The 17,251-nt window shown below is 61.7% G+C and carries 19 protein-coding genes and 1 other RNA gene; 15 read left to right on the forward strand and 5 right to left on the reverse strand.

Annotated elements, in window-relative coordinates; genetic code table 11:
* The 6 genes from rpsI to UW3_RS0103055 form a co-directional block, all read left to right on the forward strand.
* Window positions 1-224 (forward strand): 30S ribosomal protein S9 (gene rpsI / locus UW3_RS28610; RefSeq protein ID WP_010220762.1); only part of this gene is annotated, 224 nt, incomplete at its 5' end.
* A 265-nt stretch (window positions 225-489) separates the two neighbouring features.
* Entirely contained in the window at window positions 490-1,083 is a 594-nt protein-coding gene (petA, locus tag UW3_RS0103035) for a ubiquinol-cytochrome c reductase iron-sulfur subunit (protein WP_010220763.1), read from the forward strand.
* Complete coding sequence (locus UW3_RS0103040; RefSeq protein ID WP_010220764.1) at window positions 1,083-2,294, forward strand: cytochrome b; 1,212 nt, start codon at window positions 1,083-1,085, stop codon at window positions 2,292-2,294. The genes petA and UW3_RS0103040 overlap by 1 nt, the downstream gene beginning before the upstream one ends.
* A complete protein-coding gene (locus UW3_RS0103045; RefSeq protein WP_010220765.1) occupies window positions 2,294-3,073 on the forward strand; it encodes a cytochrome c1 in 780 nt (259 codons plus the stop codon). Before UW3_RS0103040 ends, UW3_RS0103045 begins: the two co-directional genes overlap by 1 nt.
* A 118-nt stretch (window positions 3,074-3,191) precedes the next feature.
* Window positions 3,192-3,809, forward strand: a complete 618-nt coding sequence (locus UW3_RS0103050) for a glutathione S-transferase N-terminal domain-containing protein (RefSeq protein ID WP_010220766.1) — start codon at window positions 3,192-3,194, stop codon at window positions 3,807-3,809.
* Between the two features lie 17 nt (window positions 3,810-3,826).
* Window positions 3,827-4,258: a ClpXP protease specificity-enhancing factor gene (locus UW3_RS0103055; protein WP_010220768.1), complete on the forward strand. Its 432-nt coding sequence runs from the start codon at window positions 3,827-3,829 to the stop codon at window positions 4,256-4,258.
* Window positions 4,259-4,308: 50 nt separating this feature from the next.
* On the opposite strand, the gene UW3_RS0103060 is transcribed toward UW3_RS0103055, so the two are convergent.
* The 5 genes from UW3_RS0103060 to UW3_RS0103080 all read right to left on the reverse strand — a co-directional run bounded on the left by UW3_RS0103060 (window position 4,309) and on the right by UW3_RS0103080 (window position 8,121).
* Window positions 4,309-4,527 carry a YgdI/YgdR family lipoprotein gene (locus UW3_RS0103060; protein ID WP_010220769.1) on the reverse strand — a complete coding sequence of 73 codons (219 nt, stop codon included), beginning with the start codon at window positions 4,525-4,527 and terminating at the stop codon, window positions 4,309-4,311.
* A gap of 98 nt (window positions 4,528-4,625) precedes the next feature.
* Window positions 4,626-5,204 (reverse strand): BON domain-containing protein, encoded by a 579-nt coding sequence (locus UW3_RS0103065; protein WP_010220770.1) that lies wholly within the window; start codon window positions 5,202-5,204, stop codon window positions 4,626-4,628.
* Window positions 5,201-5,794 (reverse strand): phosphoheptose isomerase, encoded by a 594-nt coding sequence (locus UW3_RS0103070; protein WP_026001179.1) that lies wholly within the window; start codon window positions 5,792-5,794, stop codon window positions 5,201-5,203. The genes UW3_RS0103065 and UW3_RS0103070 overlap by 4 nt, the downstream gene beginning before the upstream one ends.
* Before the next feature lie 135 nt (window positions 5,795-5,929).
* Window positions 5,930-6,301 carry a YraN family protein gene (locus tag UW3_RS0103075; RefSeq protein ID WP_010220772.1) on the reverse strand — a complete coding sequence of 124 codons (372 nt, stop codon included), beginning with the start codon at window positions 6,299-6,301 and terminating at the stop codon, window positions 5,930-5,932.
* Window positions 6,301-8,121, reverse strand: a complete 1,821-nt coding sequence (locus UW3_RS0103080) for a penicillin-binding protein activator (protein ID WP_010220773.1) — start codon at window positions 8,119-8,121, stop codon at window positions 6,301-6,303. The genes UW3_RS0103075 and UW3_RS0103080 overlap by 1 nt, the downstream gene beginning before the upstream one ends.
* Window positions 8,122-8,307: 186 nt before the next feature.
* Between UW3_RS0103080 and rsmI the strand changes: the two genes are divergently transcribed.
* The 9 genes from rsmI (at window position 8,308) to mraY (ending at window position 17,249) form a co-directional block, all read left to right on the forward strand.
* Complete coding sequence (gene rsmI / locus UW3_RS0103085) at window positions 8,308-9,183, forward strand: 16S rRNA (cytidine(1402)-2'-O)-methyltransferase (RefSeq protein ID WP_026001180.1); 876 nt, start codon at window positions 8,308-8,310, stop codon at window positions 9,181-9,183.
* 67 nt (window positions 9,184-9,250) lie between these two features.
* Window positions 9,251-9,610: RNase P RNA component class A (gene rnpB, locus UW3_RS27825), an RNA gene on the forward strand.
* Window positions 9,611-9,918: 308 nt separating this feature from the next.
* Window positions 9,919-10,374, forward strand: coding sequence for a division/cell wall cluster transcriptional repressor MraZ (gene mraZ / locus UW3_RS0103090; protein ID WP_010220775.1), 456 nt, complete (start codon window positions 9,919-9,921; stop codon window positions 10,372-10,374).
* Window positions 10,371-11,318 (forward strand): 16S rRNA (cytosine(1402)-N(4))-methyltransferase RsmH, encoded by a 948-nt coding sequence (gene rsmH / locus UW3_RS0103095; protein WP_010220777.1) that lies wholly within the window; start codon window positions 10,371-10,373, stop codon window positions 11,316-11,318. The genes mraZ and rsmH overlap by 4 nt, the downstream gene beginning before the upstream one ends.
* A complete protein-coding gene (ftsL, locus tag UW3_RS0103100) occupies window positions 11,315-11,608 on the forward strand; it encodes a cell division protein FtsL (protein ID WP_010220778.1) in 294 nt (97 codons plus the stop codon). Before rsmH ends, ftsL begins: the two co-directional genes overlap by 4 nt.
* The gene (locus UW3_RS0103105) at window positions 11,608-13,341 is read left to right on the forward strand and encodes a peptidoglycan D,D-transpeptidase FtsI family protein (RefSeq protein WP_162471121.1); all 1,734 of its coding nucleotides are present in this window, start codon (window positions 11,608-11,610) and stop codon (window positions 13,339-13,341) included. The genes ftsL and UW3_RS0103105 overlap by 1 nt, the downstream gene beginning before the upstream one ends.
* Window positions 13,341-14,804 carry a UDP-N-acetylmuramoyl-L-alanyl-D-glutamate--2,6-diaminopimelate ligase gene (locus tag UW3_RS0103110; protein ID WP_010220781.1) on the forward strand — a complete coding sequence of 488 codons (1,464 nt, stop codon included), beginning with the start codon at window positions 13,341-13,343 and terminating at the stop codon, window positions 14,802-14,804. The genes UW3_RS0103105 and UW3_RS0103110 overlap by 1 nt, the downstream gene beginning before the upstream one ends.
* Window positions 14,797-16,167, forward strand: a complete 1,371-nt coding sequence (locus UW3_RS0103115; RefSeq protein WP_010220782.1) for a UDP-N-acetylmuramoyl-tripeptide--D-alanyl-D-alanine ligase — start codon at window positions 14,797-14,799, stop codon at window positions 16,165-16,167. Before UW3_RS0103110 ends, UW3_RS0103115 begins: the two co-directional genes overlap by 8 nt.
* Entirely contained in the window at window positions 16,167-17,249 is a 1,083-nt protein-coding gene (gene mraY / locus UW3_RS0103120; RefSeq protein WP_010220783.1) for a phospho-N-acetylmuramoyl-pentapeptide-transferase, read from the forward strand. The genes UW3_RS0103115 and mraY overlap by 1 nt, the downstream gene beginning before the upstream one ends.
* The last annotated feature ends 2 nt before the right edge of the window (window positions 17,250-17,251 follow it).

Here is a 17,251-nt window from a genome sequence, read left to right on the forward strand (position 1 = left end):
CCACCGAAAAGTTCGACATCTACGTCACCGTTATCGGTGGTGGTGTCAGCGGCCAGGCCGGTGCGATCCGTCACGGTATCACCCGTGCACTGATGGACTACGACGAAACCCTGCGTGGCGCTCTGCGTCGTGCTGGCTACGTCACCCGCGACGCTCGTGAAGTCGAGCGTAAGAAAGTGGGTCTGCGTAAAGCACGTAAGCGTCCTCAGTACTCCAAGCGTTAATTTCGCTTCGGTGTTCAAAAAAAAGCCCGGTTCCTGGTGGAACCGGGCTTTTTTTATGTCTTGAATAACTATGCTGTTGTTTGCTGTGACAACTTGCCGCATAGACGCAAGTCAAGAGTTATAAGGGATAGCGGGGTGGCACAAGGCTAATCACCTTGTCAGAGAAGGGTCTTTTCATTACCATGCGGCAAATTTTTAGCAGTTCAGAAATTACTTAGTAGATGCCTGTTGCAACAGGCCATTAAAGCTGATGGGAGAGGACTGAATGAGCAATGACGGCGTCAATGCAGGCCGGCGTCGCTTCCTCGTAGCAGCCACGTCCGTGGTGGGTGCTGCAGGAGCGGTGGGGGCTGCGGTCCCGTTCGTAGGGTCATGGTTCCCCAGTGCCAAGGCGAAAGCCGCAGGTGCACCGGTGAAGGTCAATATCGCCAAGGTAGAGCCTGGTCAGCAGATGATTGCTGAGTGGCGCGGTCAACCGGTGTTCATCGTTCGTCGTACCGAAGAGATTCTCGGCAACCTCAAGAAGATCACCGGCGATCTCTCCGACCCTGAGTCCAAGGCATCGGTTCAACCCACCTACGTCGATCCGTCGAACCGCTCGATCAAGCCGGAAATCCTCGTGCTGGTCGGTCTGTGCACCCACCTGGGCTGCTCGCCGACCTTCCGGCCGGAAGTGGCACCTGTCGACCTGGGTCCGAAGTGGGTCGGTGGCTACTTCTGCCCGTGCCACGGTTCCCATTACGACCTGGCTGGCCGCGTCTACAAATCTCAGCCGGCGCCGCTCAATCTGCCAGTGCCGCCGCACTCTTATGAGTCGGACGACATCATTGTCGTCGGCGTCGATCAGGAGAACGCGTGATGAGTAAGTTCATGGATTGGGTTGACGCCCGCTTCCCCGCGACCAAGATGTGGGAAGACCATCTCAGCAAGTATTACGCACCGAAGAACTTCAACTTCTTCTACTTCTTCGGCTCCCTGGCCCTGTTGGTGCTGGTCAACCAGATCGTCACCGGTGTGTGGCTGACCATGAGCTTCACCCCTTCGGCCGAAGAGGCGTTCGCCTCGGTCGAATACATCATGCGTGACGTCGAGTACGGCTGGATCCTGCGCTACCTGCACTCCACCGGCGCGTCGGCGTTCTTCATCGTCGTCTACCTGCACATGTTCCGCGGCCTGCTGTACGGCTCGTACCAGAAGCCTCGCGAGCTGGTCTGGGTGTTCGGCATGCTGATCTACCTGGCGCTGATGGCCGAAGCCTTCATGGGCTACCTGCTGCCGTGGGGCCAGATGTCCTACTGGGGTGCCCAGGTGATCATCTCGCTGTTCGGTGCCATTCCGGTGATCGGCGACGACCTGACCCAGTGGATTCGCGGTGACTACCTGATCTCCGGGATCACCCTGAACCGCTTCTTCGCCCTGCACGTGGTGGCCCTGCCGATCGTCATTCTCGGCCTTGTGGTGCTGCACATCCTGGCGCTGCACGAAGTGGGTTCGAACAACCCTGATGGCGTCGACATCAAGAAGCTCAAGGACGAAAACGGCGTGCCGCTGGACGGCATCGCGTTCCACCCTTACTACACCGTGAAGGATATCGTCGGCGTCGTCGTGTTCCTCTTCGTGTTCTGCGCCATCGTGTTCTTCTTCCCGGAAATGGGCGGTTACTTCCTGGAAAAACCGAACTTCGAACAGGCCAACGCCTTCAAGACCCCTGAGCACATTGCCCCGGTCTGGTACTTCACTCCGTTCTACGCAATCTTGCGGGCGGTGCCAGACAAGCTCCTGGGCGTGATCGCCATGGGCGCTGCGATTGCCGTGCTGTTCGTCCTGCCGTGGCTGGATCGCAGCCCGGTCAAGTCCATGCGCTACAAGGGCTGGATGAGCAAGGTCTGGCTGCTGGTGTTCTGCATCTCGTTCGTGATCCTCGGTGTGCTCGGCGTTCTGGCGCCTACCCCGGGCCGTACGCTGCTGTCGCAGGTATGCACCTTCCTGTATTTCGCCTACTTCCTTCTGATGCCGTTCTACACCCGGCTCGAGAAGACCAAACCGGTTCCGGAAAGGGTGACTGGCTGATGAAAAAGCTATTTGCAGTATTGATTCTGGCAGTGATGCCCGCGTTCACCTTCGCCGCCGAACACGGCCTGGAGCTGGACAAGGTCGATATCGACCTGACCGACAAGGCCGCCATGCAGGACGGCGCACGCACCTTCGCCAACTATTGCATGGGTTGCCACAGCGCCAAGTTCCAGCGTTACGAGCGCGTGGCTGACGACCTGGGTATTCCTCACGAGCTGATGCTCGAGAAGCTGGTGTTCACCGGCGCCAAGATTGGCGACCACATGAAGATCGGCATGAAGCCTGAAGATGCCAAGACCTGGTTTGGTGCCGCGCCGCCCGACCTCACCCTGGTTGCCCGGGTCCGTGGTACCGATTGGCTGTACAGCTACCTGCGTAGCTTCTATGAAGACAAGTCGCGTCCGTACGGGGTGAACAACAAGGTTTTCCCCAACGTCGGCATGCCTAACGTGCTGGTTGGCCTGCAGGGCAACCAGGTGATTGGCTGCAAGCAAGTGCAGACCGTGGTCGATGGCAAGAAGCAATACGACCCGCTGACCGGCTCGCCGTTGACCCATGAAGCATGTGACCAGCTGACCGTGGAGCCGAAATCCGGTACCCTGACGCCAGAGCAGTTCGACGAGAAGGTCAAGAACCTGGTGACCTTCCTGGCCTACTCGGCTAACCCGGTCAAACTGGAAAGCCAGCGCATCGGTACCTATGTGCTGCTGTATCTGGCCTTCTTCTTCGTATTCGCTTACCTGCTCAAGCGCGAATACTGGAAGGACGTGCACTGATCACGCAGTAGTTTCTGGTAGTTGAACGCGCCCTGGGGCGCCTCTGGATTCACAGGGGCGCTCGCAGGGCGCGTTTGCATTTGCAGCATTTATAAATTCATACGCGAGGAGGACCACTATGGGCGTGACCAACCGGTTAGCCTGCTACTCCGACCCCGCTGACCATTATTCTCATCGGGTGCGCATCGTTCTCGCCGAGAAGGGTGTCAGCGTCGAGATCATCAACGTCGATCCTGGTCGCCTGCCGCCCAAGCTGGTTGAAGTGAACCCCTATGGCAGCGTGCCAACCCTGGTCGATCGCGACCTGGCGTTGTACGAGTCGACCGTGGTGATGGAATACCTCGATGAACGTTACCCGCATCCGCCGCTGTTGCCGGTGTATCCAGTGGCGCGGGCCAACAGCCGCCTGCTGATCCACCGCATCCAGCGCGACTGGTGTGCGCTGGTCGACCTGATACTCGACCCGCGTAGCAAGGAGCCTGCACGCGTCCAGGCGCGCAAGGAATTGCGCGAGAGCCTGACCGGGGTGTCGCCGTTGTTTGCCGACAAGCCTTGTTTCCTCAGTGAGGAGCAAAGTCTGGTCGATTGTTGTCTATTGCCCATACTCTGGCGTTTGCCAGTGTTGGGTATCGAACTGCCGCGGCCGGCCAAGCCGTTGCTCGATTACATGGAGCGACAGTTTGCCCGCGAAGCCTTCCAGGCAAGCCTGTCCGCTGCTGAACGTGAAATGCGCTAGGTTTTAAGGAGCTGTCGATGAACTCCAGTCGCCCCTATTTGGTACGTGCACTCTATGAGTGGATCGTGGACAACGACTGCACACCGCATATGCTGGTCAATGCCGAATACCCGGCCGTCCAGGTACCCCAGAGCTTCGCCAGTGACGGTCAGATCGTCCTGAACATCTCACCCAATGCCGTACGTCACCTGCACATGGATAACGAAGCAGTGAGCTTCGAGGGCCGCTTTGGCGGCGTCGCCCACACCCTGTTCGTGCCGGCCGGTGCGATTCTGGGTATTTATGCTCGGGAAAACGGCCAGGGCATGGTCTTCGAGCTCGAGCCGCCATTGCTCGACGATGAAGATGAAGAGGAAGACGACAACGTTGAGCCGGATGACGATGGTCCGCAGGGTGGTGGCCAGCCGCCACGGCCCAGCGGGCGTCCGAGCCTGAAGGTGGTCAAGTAACGAAAAAGGCGATCCATGCGGATCGCCTTTTTTGTGTCTGCCGGCCTGGATTACAGGTCGGTGATGGTGCGGACCTGGTCCTTGTTGACCTTGATCACCTTGCCATCGAGCTGCTTGAACTCGTAGAAGCCGGCGGCGCGATCGTAGTACGGCGCGTCGACTGCCTGGAATTCGCGGCCGTCGTTGAGGGTGATCTGGCTTGGGGTGGAGCAGCCGGCCAGGGTGGCGAGGGCGCCAATCAGCAAGGTTGGCAGCAGGCCGTTTTTCATGGGGACTTCCTAGGTTCAGGTGGGTGTCAATCAGGTCCTCATCGCGGGGCAAGCCCGCTCCCACCGTGTAGGAGCGGGCTTGCCCCGCGATGGGTTCATCAGTCGATGTATTCGAACAATTTGACGATCTTCTGCACGCCCGACACACCCTGCACCAGGTTGGTGGCACGGGTGGCTTCCTGTTGGGTCAGCAGGCCGAGCAGGTAGACGATGCCGTTCTCGGTGATCACCTTGATGCGCGAACCGGGGATGCTGCTGTCGGTGAGCATCTGGGTCTTGATCTTGGTGGTCAGCCAGGCGTCATTGTTGCGCGCCAGGATCGAGGAGGGCGGCAGCACCTGCAGCTCGTTGTGCACCTTTTTCACTCGCTGGACCTGGCTGGCAGCCTGTTCGGCCAGGCTCTTGAGGTCGGCGCGCGGGGTCTGCCCGGCGAGCAGGACGATGCCGTTGTAGCTGCTGACGACGATGTGCGAACTCTTGTCCAGGTCAGGGCTGGCCTTGGCGACGTTGACCGATACTTTGGTTTCGATCAGCGAGTCATCAATTTTGCTGCCGAAGGTACGGGTGCCGCGATCGTCCTCGATTGGCGTATCGCGGGTGGCAGTGAGCACCGAGCTGCAACCGGTGAGGCTCAGGCACAGGGTCAGGGCCATCAGGCCGAGGCGGTTAGGGGTCATTCTTCACTCCCGAACAATTGGCTGTCGATCAAGTCGCAGAGGCAGTGGATCGCCAGCAGGTGGACTTCCTGGATACGTGCGGTGACGTTGGCCGGAACGCGAATCTCGACGTCTTCAGGCAGCAGCAGCGAGGCCATGCCGCCGCCATCGCGTCCGGTCAGAGCTACGACAATCATTTCGCGATCATGTGCGGCCTGGATCGCCTGAATAATGTTCGCCGAGTTACCGCTGGTCGAAATTGCCAGCAGTACATCGCCGGGTTGGCCCAGGGCGCGGATCTGCTTGGAGAAGATTTCGTTGTAGCTGTAGTCGTTGGCGATCGAGGTGATGGTCGAGCTGTCGGTGGTCAAGGCGATGGCCGGCAGGCTCGGGCGTTCGCGCTCGAAGCGGTTGAGCAGTTCGGAAGAGAAGTGCTGGGCATCGCCGGCCGAGCCGCCGTTGCCGCAGGCAAGCATCTTGCCCTCGTTGAGCAGCGCATTGACCATGACCTGACTGGCTTGCTCGATGTGTGGTGCAAGGACTTCCATCGCCTGTTGCTTGGTGTTGATACTGGCCTGAAAAAGCTGGCGAATTCGGGATTGCATGTCCATCAGTGTGACCTTAAGTAGGGCGGCTGGCCGGGCGCGTCGGGAGTATACAAAAAAGGTCCCGGCACATGACTGTGCAGCCCGTGAAGCAAAGAGCAAAAAAAGTTGTAGGGGTAATGGGGCGCAGCGATCGCGGGTTCAGCACTCGAAGGCATTTTTCAGCCAGTTCAGTGCTGGGCCCGAATGGCCTTTGCCTTGCAAGGCGATGACATCGAAACGGCAGGGGTGGTTGGCCCAGCGTGTTTCCTTTTGCAGAAAAGACTCGGCGGCTAGCACCAGTTTGTCCTGCTTGCGCCCGTCGATACTGGCCAGGGCACCGCCAAAGTCCGCGTGCAGCCGGTAGCGGACTTCGACGAATACTACTGTATCGCTGTCGAGCATGACCAGATCAAGCTCGCCGCGTTTGCATCGCCAGTTCTGCGCCAGTAGCTGCAGGCCTTGCCCCTGAAGGTATTCAAGGGCTTGCCGTTCGGCGGCCTGGCCGGCCTGTTGGCGCGAACTGGCGGGCATCAGCGTGGCGTATCGGGCAGGCGTTTGACCTGGCCGCCGGAGAACTCGGCCCAGGGCAGTTGCCGCTCGATGCGCTGGTTCTCGTTCATGCTCAGGCTGCCGGACAAGCCGTCGATGCGGTTTTCAGGCAGCGCGCGCAGCTGGCCCAGACGCGGTGCCAGGCTGAAGGCGTCGATGCCCATGGCGTACAGGCGGCCCAGGCTGCCGGCAGCTTGTGGCCACTGGCGCTCGACCTGCTGACGCAGCGGATTGCCGCTGTCGAGCAGCCACGGGGTATCGCAGAAGCGCACGCCGGTGAGGTCGTTGTACTGGTTGACGTCGCCGTTGGCGCTGTACACGTGCGAGGTGGCGTACACCGGAACGTCGCCGGCGTACTGGAAGTTCAGGGTCGGCTTGATCTGCTGGCCTTGCTGCGGGGTGGCGGCAAGGAAGATGAAGTCGATGTCCTGGCGGCGCGAAGGCTGGGCCGATACCGCACCGCCTACAGTGTTTTGCAGGCTCTTGGCGCGGCCTTCGCTCTGGCGCAGCTGGAACAGGTCAGCGATCTGCTGAGCCAGGGCCACTGGCTGATCGATGTGCTGGGCGGCCAGCAGGCTGCCGCCGTTGGCTTCCCAGTCCTGGCGGAAGGCCTTGAGCACGCGGTCGCCCCATTCGCCTTTTGGCACCAGGGCTACGGCGCGAACCATGCCGTCGGCGCGGGCGCGACGGGACACTTCACGGGCTTCGTCTTCGGCGGCGAGACCGAACTGATACAGCTGCTCCGGGCCTTTCTGGCCGGCGTCGCTGTAGTTCAGGGCCAGGGTGGTAATAGGCAGCTGCGGGTAGGCGGCGAGCTTTTTCACCAGCGGTTTTTCCAGCGGGCCAACCACCAGTTGCACGCCCGAGGCCTGGGCCTGGCGATAGAAGTCATCCAGCGAGGTCAGTCGCGAGCTGTCGAAGACTTCGATGGTTGGCGGCTTCTGCCCGGCTTGCTGGGCCTGGAAGTGCGCGGCCATGAAGCCGTCACGCAGGGCGCGGGCGACGCCGGCCAGCTGGCCTTCCTGTGGCAGCAGCAGGGCAATCTTGGTCAGCGGCTGGCTGGTCAGTTCCATCAGCTTGATCAGCGATGGCGGCAGTTGGGCGGCGGCCGGGTGATCGGCATGCTGCGTGCGCCAGGCGTCGATGGCGGCTTGTTGCTGTTCGACAGTGCCGGCACCTTTGACCGCCAGGGCCAGGCTGGCCCAGCCAGCCATGGTGTCGGTACCGGCGCTCAAGCCTTTGAGCTGGTCGCGCGGAACTGCCGCCACCAGGTTCCAGATCGCGTCATTGTTGGCGTTGGCGGCATTGCCCTTGAGCAGCGGCGTCAGTTGCACGCGCTCCTGGGCAGCAGCCAGGGGCTGGCCGTTGGCTTCCAGTACCATGGCATGCACGTTGCGGGTGCGGATCTGTTGATCCTCCGGCAGTTCGTTCAGGCGCGCCAGGCTCGGGTGGCTCAGGGCGGTCAGGGCCAGCTTGGGCTGGTTGCGGCTCATGGCCAGTTCTGCCGCCAGGGTACTGGCGAACATCTGCTGGGCCGGTTTGAGCTGCTCCAGCGGCACTTGCTCGAGGATGCGCGCGGCGCGGGCATTGTCCTTTTGCTTGTAGGCCAGGTCGGCGGCGCTCAGGCGCAGCAGTGCTGCTTGCTCCGGGGTCTTGCTGGTAGTGGCCTGTTCAAGCAGTTGCTCGATGCTGGCATCCGGTGTGCGCGGCAGTTCGCCGAGGCTCGACGAGGGCGAGCTGGCGCAGGCTGCCAGCAGGGCGGCGAGGCAAAGGGCTGTGAACAGCCGCAGGCAAGCGATCATGTAAGGGTCCTGTTACTCGATCAAATTAACGGGCGATTGTACCCAAGCGCTGGCCGGGGCGCGATCTTGCTGGCGTTAATCCTTCAATATAGGTGCTGGAACACCGGTTTGCGGTGATCCTGGTTGCCCAATGTTGCCGGGTCTCGGGCTACAATGGCGCTTTGATCATGACGACAGGTGTATGCAGTGACTGATGTTCCAGGGGCTTCCCAATCCACTTCGGGCACGCTTTACGTGGTGGCCACGCCAATCGGCAACCTGGATGACATGAGTGCCCGGGCGCTGAAAGTGCTCGGCGATGTGGCGTTGATTGCCGCTGAGGACACCCGTCACTCCATTCGTCTGTTGCAGCACTTCGGCATCAATACCCCCTTGGCCGCCTGCCATGAGCACAACGAGCGTGATGAGGGCAGCCGCTTTCTCACCCGCTTGCTGGCCGGGGATAACGTTGCGCTGATTTCCGATGCCGGCACGCCGCTGATTTCCGATCCTGGTTATCACCTGGTGCGTCAGGCCCGTGCCGCGGGCATTGCGGTGGTGCCGGTCCCGGGCGCCTGTGCCCTGATCGCGGCGCTGTCGGCCGCCGGCCTGCCATCGGACCGTTTTATCTTCGAAGGCTTCCTGCCGGCCAAGGCTGTAGGGCGTCGTGCGCGCCTGAGTCAGGTCAAGGAAGAGCCGCGTACGCTGATCTTCTACGAAGCGCCGCACCGGATCCTCGAGTGTCTGCAGGATATGGAAGAGGTGTTTGGTGGTGAGCGTCCGGCGCTGCTGGCCCGCGAGCTGACCAAGACCTTCGAGACCCTCAAGGGCTTGCCTCTGGCTGAACTGCGCGCTTTCGTCGAGGCCGACAGCAATCAGCAGCGTGGCGAGTGCGTGGTGCTGGTGGCGGGCTATAGCGCGCCGGAAGATGAGCAGGCGGTGAATAGCGAGGCGATGCGCATTCTCGACCTGCTGCTGGCGGAGATGCCGCTCAAGCGCGCGGCAGCCCTGGCGGCGGAAATTACCGGCGTACGCAAGAACCTGCTGTACCAGGTGGCGCTGGAAAAACAGAAAGCCCACTGATGTTATAGTGACATTATCGGTTTTATCGCTTGTTCTTGACGCTCGCTACCGTTAACCTTTGTGGCGGAGAGTCGATTGGACAGTCGCTGCCTTCTATTGTTTCGCAATAGAGGGGGGAGGAAAGTCCGGGCTCCATAGGGCAGAGTGCCAGGTAATGCCTGGGGGGCGCGAGCCTACGGAAAGTGCCACAGAAAATAACCGCCTAAGCACCTCGGTGCCGGTAAGGGTGAAAAGGTGCGGTAAGAGCGCACCGCATGACTGGCAACAGTTCATGGCTAGGTAAACCCCACTCGGAGCAAGACCAAATAGGGTTCCATATGGCGCGGCCCGCGTTGGAACCGGGTAGGTTGCTAAAGGCGTCCAGTGATGGCCGTCGTAGAGGAATGACTGTCCTCGACAGAACCCGGCTTACAGATCGACTCTCCACCTTTCCCCTCCTGCTTGAATCGATAGCAGATGCGTCTTTGTAATACCAAAAAAATCTTACTCTTAATAAATCACTTTAAGTTCGCGCTCTATCCATCTGAGTGAGTTTGATTTTTTTCGTCAAAATCCCCTCCGATTTACCCTTTTGCCTTCTCCGTGTGCGCTAAATCTCCGATCTGTAAGGGATTTCCTTATAAGCGCGCCTTGACGGTGTGGTAGGCGGATTCCTATAGTGTGCGCAAGTGGCAGAAAGTGGCATGAAGTGGGTTTTCTGGCACAAAAACGCTAACATTGTGGGGAATCGCAGCCGTGTTCCGCGGAGCCAACGCCATCAACCTCGACGCAAAGGGCCGACTCGCAATGCCGAGCCGGTACCGTGACGAGCTCGATTCGCGTAGTTCCGGGCAGTTGATCGTGACCATCGATGCGGTTGATCCCTGTTTATGCGTGTATCCCCTCGATGAGTGGGAGCTGATTGAAGCCAAGTTGCGCGCCTTGCCGTCATTGCGTGAAGAGAACCGTCGCCTGCAGCGCTTGCTGATCGGCAATGCGGTGGATCTGGAGCTTGATGGCAGCGGGCGTTTCCTGGTGCCGCCGCGTTTGCGCGAGTACGCCAAGCTCGACAAGAAGGCAATGCTGGTGGGGCAACTGAACAAATTTCAGCTGTGGGACGAGGATGCCTGGAACGCGGTTTCGGCAGCCGACCTTGCAGCTATTCAACAACCGGGCGCCATGCCTGATGAACTGCGTGATTTGATCCTGTGACTATAGATAGCGGCTTTAACCACATCACCGTACTGCTTGACGAAGCCGTCGAGGCTCTCGCCGTACGCGCCGATGGCTGCTATCTGGATGGCACCTTCGGGCGCGGCGGGCATAGCCGCTTGATCCTCAGCAAGCTCGGGCCGCAGGGCCGGCTGCTGGGCTTTGACAAAGATCCTCAAGCGATTGCCACCGGGCAAGCGCTGGCGGCCGAAGACGGCCGCTTTGTCATTGTGCAGCGCAGTTTTGCCGAACTCGGCGCCGAAGTCGCCGAACGCGGCCTGGCCGGCAAGGTCAGCGGCATCCTGCTCGACCTGGGCGTGTCGTCGCCACAGCTGGACGATCCTGAGCGCGGCTTCAGTTTCCTCAACGATGGCCCGCTGGACATGCGCATGGACCCGACCCGCGGCGTCAGCGCTGCCGAGTTCATTGCCAGCGCCCCCGAAGAAGAAATCGCCCGGGTCTTCAAGGAATACGGCGAAGAGCGCTTTGCCAAGCGCATGGCCCGTGCCGTGGTGCTGCGCCGCGAAGAAACCCCGTTCACCCGTACCGCCGACCTGGCTGAAGTGCTCAAGGTCGCCAACCCGGCCTGGGAAAAGGGCAAGAACCCGGCCACCCGTGCCTTCCAGGGCCTGCGCATTCACGTCAACAACGAACTCGGCGATCTTGAAGCCGGCCTTGAAGCGGCGCTCGATGCGCTGGAGGTCGGCGGGCGCCTGGTGGTGATCAGCTTCCATTCCCTGGAAGACCGCATCGTCAAGCTGTTCATGCGCAAGCTGGTCAAGGGCGAGGCCGACAACCTGCCGCGCAACCTGCCGGTCCAGCACAAGCATTTCGAGCCGAAGATCAAGGTCCACGGCAAGGCCCAGTTCGCCTCCGAGGCCGAGCTCAAGGCCAACCCACGTTCGCGTAGCGCCGTCATGCGCGTTGCCGAGAAGCTGCGGTGAGCCGCTTGTTCGCCAAGCCTTTGCCAGGCGGAAGCTTCATGATGCTTCTGCTGTTCGTTGCCGTGCTCGTTTCTTCGGTAGCGGTGTCCTACAGCGCGCACTGGAACCGTCAGTTGCTCAACTCCCTGTACGGCGAACTCAACGAGCGCGACAAGGCCCAGGCCGAGTGGGGCCGGCTGATTCTCGAGCAGAGCACCTGGACCGCCCACAGCCGTATCGAGAACCTTGCCAGCGAGCAGCTGAAAATGCGCATCCCGGCGGCTGACGAAGTACGGATGGTGGCGCCATGATGAAGCTTGAAGGCGCACTCTACCCGTGGCGGTTTCGCGTGGTCATCGCCCTGCTGGCGCTGATGGTCGGTGCGATTGCCTGGCGCATCATCGACCTGCAGGTGGTCGACCGTGACTTCCTCAAGGGGCAGGGCGATGCCCGCAGCTTGCGGCATATTCCTATTCCTGCGCACCGCGGGCTGATCACCGACCGTAATGGCGAGCCGCTGGCAGTCAGTACCCCGGTGACCACCCTGTGGGCCAACCCCAAGGAGATGCAGGCTGCCAAGGACCGCTGGCCGGCCCTGGCTGCCGCGCTCAAGCAGAACCCGCAGCAACTGGCAGCGCGCCTGGAGCAACAGGCCAGCAAGGAATTCATCTACCTGGTCCGCGGCCTGACCCCGGAGCAGGGCCAGGTGGTGCTCGATCTTAAAGTCCCCGGTGTCTACGGCATCGAGGAATTCCGCCGTTTCTACCCGGCCGGCGATGTCGCCGCGCACATGGTCGGCTTTACCGACCTCGACGACCACGGTCGCGAAGGGGTGGAGCTGGCCTACGATGAATGGCTGGCCGGCGTGCCCGGCAAGCGACAGGTGATCAAGGACCGGCGCGGCCGGCTGATCAAGGACATCCAGGTAACCAAAAACGCCAAGGCCGGAAAGACCTTGGCGTTGTCGATCGACCTGCGCCTGCAATACCTGGCCACCCGCGAACTGCGTAACGCCATCGCCGAACAGGAAGCCAAGGCCGGCAGCCTGGTGATCATGGACGTCAAGACTGGCGAAGTGCTGGCGATGGTCAATCAGCCGACCTACAACCCCAACAACCGTCGCAGCATGTTCCCGGCGGCCATGCGCAACCGGGCGATCATCGACGTGTTCGAGCCAGGCTCGACGGTAAAACCGTTGTCCATGAGTGCCGCCCTGCAGAGCGGACGCTGGAAGCCCACCGACAAGGTCGAGGTGTACCCGGGCACCCTGCAGCTGGGCCGTTACACCATTCGTGACGTATCCAAGAGCGAAGGCCCGATCCTCGACCTGACCGGCATCCTGATCAACTCCAGTAACGTCGGCATGAGCAAGATCGCCTTCGATATCGGTGGCGAATCCATCTACCGCGTCATGTCCCAGCTGGGCCTTGGCCAGTACACCGGCCTTGGCTTCCCTGGCGAGCGCGTCGGCAACCTGCCCAACCACCGCGAGTGGCGCAAGGCCGAGACCGCGACCCTGTCCTACGGCTACGGCCTGTCGGTGACCGCGCTGCAACTGGTGCATGCCTACGCCGCGCTGGCCAACGACGGCAAGATGGTGCCGCTGAGCATCCTCAAGGTCGACAAGACGCCGGAGTCTACCCAGGTGGTGCCCAAGGATGTTGCCGAGACCGTGCAGGGCATGCTCCAGCAGGTGATTGAAGCGCCGCGCGGCGTGTTCCGCGCCCAGGTGCCGTCGTACCACGTTGGCGGCAAATCGGGTACCGCGCGTAAGGCCACCATCGGCTCCAAGGGCTACACCGAAAATGCCTACCGCTCGCTGTTCGCCGGCTTCGGGCCGATGAGCGACCCGCGCTATGCGGTGGTGGTGGTCATCGACGAACCGAGCAAGGGCGGTTACTTCGGCGGCCTGGTATCGGCGCCGGTGTTCAGCAAAGTCATGTCCGGCACCTTGCGCCTGATGAATATTCCGCCGGACAACCTGCCGCCGGCAACACCACCGCAGCAAGTCAACGTTGCACCAGTCAAGGGAGGACGCGGTTGATGACAATGCCATTGAGCAAGCTTTTTACCCAGGCCAGTCGCGATCCGTCGATCCGCGAGCTGACCCTGGACAGCCGTAACGTGCGCCCGGGCGACCTGTTCCTGGCGGTACCGGGTACGCGCATGGATGGTCGTGAGCACATAGCCGACGCGCTCAGCCGCGGTGCGGCAGCGGTCGCCTACGAAGCCGAAGGCGCCAGCGTGTTGCCGATCACCGACGTGCCGCTGATTCCGGTCAAGGGCCTGGCGGCGCAACTGTCGGACATCGCCGGGCGTTTCTATGGTGAGCCGAGCCGTCTGCTCGACCTGGTGGGCGTCACCGGCACCAACGGCAAGACCAGCGTTACCCAGCTGGTGGCCCAGGCGCTGGACCAGCTCGGTCAGCACTGCGGCCTGATCGGCACCCTGGGTACCGGTTTTTATGGCGCGCTGCAAAGCGGCCGCCTGACCACTCCGGACCCGATCGCCGTGCAGGCGACCCTCAACGACCTGAAGAAGGCCGGGGCCAAGGCCGTGGCCATGGAAGTCTCTTCCCATGCCCTGGACCAGGGCCGGGTCGCGGCCCTGGCATTCGACATTGCGGTGATGACCAACCTGTCGCGTGATCACCTCGATTACCACGGCAGCATGCAGTCTTATGAAGACGCCAAGGCGCGCCTGTTTGCCTGGCCGAACCTGCGTTGCCGGGTGGTCAACCTCGATGACGAGTTTGGTCGTCGTCTGGCGGCCGAGCAGGGCGAGTCGCGCCTGATCAGTTACAGCCTCAAGGATCCAGCCGCTTCGTTGTACTGCCGCGAAGCGCATTTTGACGACGATGGCGTGCGCGCCGTGATCGTTACCGCGCAGGGCGAGCACTCCCTGCGCAGCCGCCTGCTCGGGCGCTTCAACCTGAGCAACATGCTGGCGGCGGTCGGCACCTTGCTGGCCCTGGATTACCCGCTGGACGAAATTCTCAAGGTCACCCCGACGCTGGAAGGCCCGGTCGGGCGCATGCAGCGCCTGGGTGGCGGCCTCAAGCCGCTGGTGGTGGTCGATTACGCGCATACTCCCGACGCCCTGGAGCAGGTGCTGCAAGCGCTGCGTCCGCATGCCAAAGGCCAGTTGCTGTGCCTGTTCGGCTGCGGTGGCGACCGCGATCGCGGTAAGCGTGCGCTGATGGCGGAAGTGGCCGAGCGCCTGGCTGACCGCGTGCTGGTCACCGACGACAACCCGCGCAGCGAAGACCCGCAGCAGATCTTCGCCGATATCCGCCCTGGCTTTGCCCAGGCCGATAGCGTCGAGTTCGTTGCCGGTCGCGGCGCGGCCATCGCACAGTTTATCGCCAGCGCCGGCGTTGACGATGTCATCGTCCTGGCTGGCAAGGGGCATGAGGACTATCAGGAAATCAACGGCGAGCGCCACGACTTCTCCGACCTGGTCGAAGCCGAAAAAGCCCTCGCCGTGTGGGAGGCGCCCCATGCTTAAGCCATTGTCCCTCAGCCAGCTGACCGCGCCGCTCAATGGCCGCCTGCACGGCCAGGACGCAACCTTCAATGGCGTCAGCATCGACAGCCGCGCAATCACGGCCGGGCAGCTGTTTGTCGCCCTGGCCGGGCCGCGCTTCGACGGCCACGATTACTTGAACGACGTTGCCGCCAAAGGCGCGGTCGCCGCCCTGGTGCAGCGCGAAGTGCCGGGTAGCAGCCTGCCGCAGCTGGTTGTGGCCGATACCCGTCTGGCCCTGGGCCAGTTGGGCGCGCTGAACCGCGCCGCATTCGACAAGCCGGTCGCCGCCATTACCGGTTCCAGTGGCAAGACCACGGTCAAGGAAATGCTCGCCAGCATCCTGCGTACCCGTGGCCCGGTATTGGCCACCCGTGGCAACCTCAATAACGACTTCGGTGCCCCGCTGACCCTGCTCGAACTGACCCCGGAACATACTGCGGCGGTCATCGAGCTGGGCGCCTCGCGCATCGGCGAAATTGCCTACACCGTCGGTCTGACCAAGCCGCAAGTGGCACTGATCAACAACGCCGGTACCGCTCATGTCGGCGAGTTCGGCGGGCCAGAGAAGATTGTCGAAGCCAAGGGCGAGATCCTCGAAGGTCTGGGTCAGGATGGCGTGGCCGTATTGAACCTTGATGACAAGGCCTTCGGCATCTGGAAAAAACGCGCCGGCAATCGCCCATTGCTGACCTTCGCCCTGAACAACGCAAATGCCGACTTCCACGCCAGCAGCATTGCTCACGACCCGCGCGGTTGCCCGTCGTTCGACCTGCACAGCCCGCTGGGCGTGGCGCGGGTCCAGCTCAACCTGCTCGGTACCCACAACGTTGCCAATGCACTGGCCGCCGCCGCTGCCGCGCATGCCTTTGGTCTGACGCTGGATGGCATCGTTCAGGGCCTCAATGCCGTGCAACCGGTCAAGGGCCGTACTGTGGTGCAGATGGCGCCCAACGGTGTGCGGGTAATTGATGACACTTACAACGCAAACCCCACCTCCATGTGCGCTGCCGTTGATATACTCGCCGGCTTTTCCGGCCGCACCGTCCTGGTGCTCGGGGATATCGGCGAATTGGGCCAGTGGGCTGAGGAAGGGCATCGGCAGGTAGGCGAGTACGCCAAAGACAAGGTTTCGGCACTCTATGCGGTGGGCACCAACATGGCCCACGCGGTAGCAGCGTTCGGCGCCAATGCCCGACATTTCGCTAATCAAGCTGACCTGATCGACGCCGTTCGCGCCGCGGAGCAGGCCACCAACACCACTATTTTGATCAAGGGTTCGCGCAGCGCTGCGATGGAGAACGTCGTGGCGGCTTTGTGCGGTTCCAGCGGGGAGAAACATTAATGCTGCTGCTGCTGGCTGAGTATCTGCAACAGTTCTATAAAGGCTTCGCGGTCTTCCAGTACCTGTCCCTGCGCGGGATTCTCGGTGTCCTGACCGCGTTGTCGCTGGCCCTTTGGCTGGGCCCATGGATGATCCGTACCCTGCAGATTCGCCAGATCGGCCAAGCGGTCCGTAACGACGGCCCGCAATCGCACCTGTCCAAATCCGGCACCCCGACCATGGGTGGCGCACTGATTCTCTCGGCTATCGGCATCAGCACTCTGCTGTGGGCCGACCTGACCAACCGCTACGTGTGGGTGGTGCTGATCGTCACCTTGCTGTTCGGCGCCATCGGCTGGGTCGATGACTACCGCAAAGTGATCGAGAAGAACTCGCGCGGCCTGCCCAGCCGCTGGAAGTATTTCTGGCAGTCGGTGTTCGGCCTGGGCGCGGCGATCTTCCTGTACATGACCGCCCCGACCAGCGTCGAAACCACCCTGATCGTGCCGATGCTCAAGGACGTCACCATCCCGCTGGGGATCGGTTTCGTGGTGCTGACCTACTTCGTCATCGTCGGCTCGAGCAACGCGGTCAACCTCACCGACGGCCTTGATGGCCTGGCGATCATGCCGACGGTCATGGTTGGCAGCGCCCTGGGTATCTTCTGCTACCTGTCGGGTAACGTGAAATTCGCCGAATACCTGCTGATCCCTTACGTGCCGGGCGCAGGTGAGCTGATCGTGTTCTGCGGCGCGCTGATCGGTGCCGGCCTGGGCTTTCTGTGGTTCAACACTTACCCGGCCCAGGTGTTCATGGGCGACGTCGGTGCGCTGGCACTGGGTGCGGCACTGGGCACCATCGCCGTGATCGTGCGTCAGGAAATCGTCCTGTTCATCATGGGCGGTGTGTTCGTCATGGAGACCCTGTCGGTGGTGATCCAGGTGGCCTCCTTCAAGTTGACCGGCAAGCGCGTGTTCCGCATGGCGCCGATCCATCACCACTTTGAACTCAAGGGTTGGCCCGAGCCTCGGGTGATCGTCCGCTTCTGGATTATCACCGTGATTCTGGTGCTGATCGGCCTTGCCACCCTGAAACTGAGGTAGAA

Source organism: Pseudomonas donghuensis (assembly GCF_000259195.1).
GTDB classification, from domain to species: domain Bacteria; phylum Pseudomonadota; class Gammaproteobacteria; order Pseudomonadales; family Pseudomonadaceae; genus Aquipseudomonas; species Aquipseudomonas donghuensis.

What these genes read in the sequence shown, in the direction of transcription:
- UW3_RS0103040 (WP_010220764.1), top strand. Translation starts at nt 1,083, where the DNA reads ATGAGTAAGTTCATGGATTGGGTTGACGCCCGCTTCCCCGCGACCAAG.
- UW3_RS0103065 (WP_010220770.1), bottom strand. Translation starts at nt 5,204, where the DNA reads ATGACCCCTAACCGCCTCGGCCTGATGGCCCTGACCCTGTGCCTGAGC.
- mraY (WP_010220783.1), top strand. Translation starts at nt 16,167, where the DNA reads ATGCTGCTGCTGCTGGCTGAGTATCTGCAACAGTTCTATAAAGGCTTC.
- UW3_RS0103055 (WP_010220768.1), top strand. Translation starts at nt 3,827, where the DNA reads ATGAACTCCAGTCGCCCCTATTTGGTACGTGCACTCTATGAGTGGATC.
- UW3_RS0103070 (WP_026001179.1), bottom strand. Translation starts at nt 5,794, where the DNA reads ATGGACATGCAATCCCGAATTCGCCAGCTTTTTCAGGCCAGTATCAAC.
- UW3_RS0103105 (WP_162471121.1), top strand. Translation starts at nt 11,608, where the DNA reads ATGAAGCTTGAAGGCGCACTCTACCCGTGGCGGTTTCGCGTGGTCATC.
- UW3_RS0103045 (WP_010220765.1), top strand. Translation starts at nt 2,294, where the DNA reads ATGAAAAAGCTATTTGCAGTATTGATTCTGGCAGTGATGCCCGCGTTC.
- UW3_RS0103050 (WP_010220766.1), top strand. Translation starts at nt 3,192, where the DNA reads ATGGGCGTGACCAACCGGTTAGCCTGCTACTCCGACCCCGCTGACCAT.
- UW3_RS0103080 (WP_010220773.1), bottom strand. Translation starts at nt 8,121, where the DNA reads ATGATCGCTTGCCTGCGGCTGTTCACAGCCCTTTGCCTCGCCGCCCTG.
- UW3_RS0103060 (WP_010220769.1), bottom strand. Translation starts at nt 4,527, where the DNA reads ATGAAAAACGGCCTGCTGCCAACCTTGCTGATTGGCGCCCTCGCCACC.
- petA (WP_010220763.1), top strand. Translation starts at nt 490, where the DNA reads ATGAGCAATGACGGCGTCAATGCAGGCCGGCGTCGCTTCCTCGTAGCA.
- UW3_RS0103115 (WP_010220782.1), top strand. Translation starts at nt 14,797, where the DNA reads ATGCTTAAGCCATTGTCCCTCAGCCAGCTGACCGCGCCGCTCAATGGC.
- UW3_RS0103075 (WP_010220772.1), bottom strand. Translation starts at nt 6,301, where the DNA reads ATGCCCGCCAGTTCGCGCCAACAGGCCGGCCAGGCCGCCGAACGGCAA.
- UW3_RS0103110 (WP_010220781.1), top strand. Translation starts at nt 13,341, where the DNA reads ATGACAATGCCATTGAGCAAGCTTTTTACCCAGGCCAGTCGCGATCCG.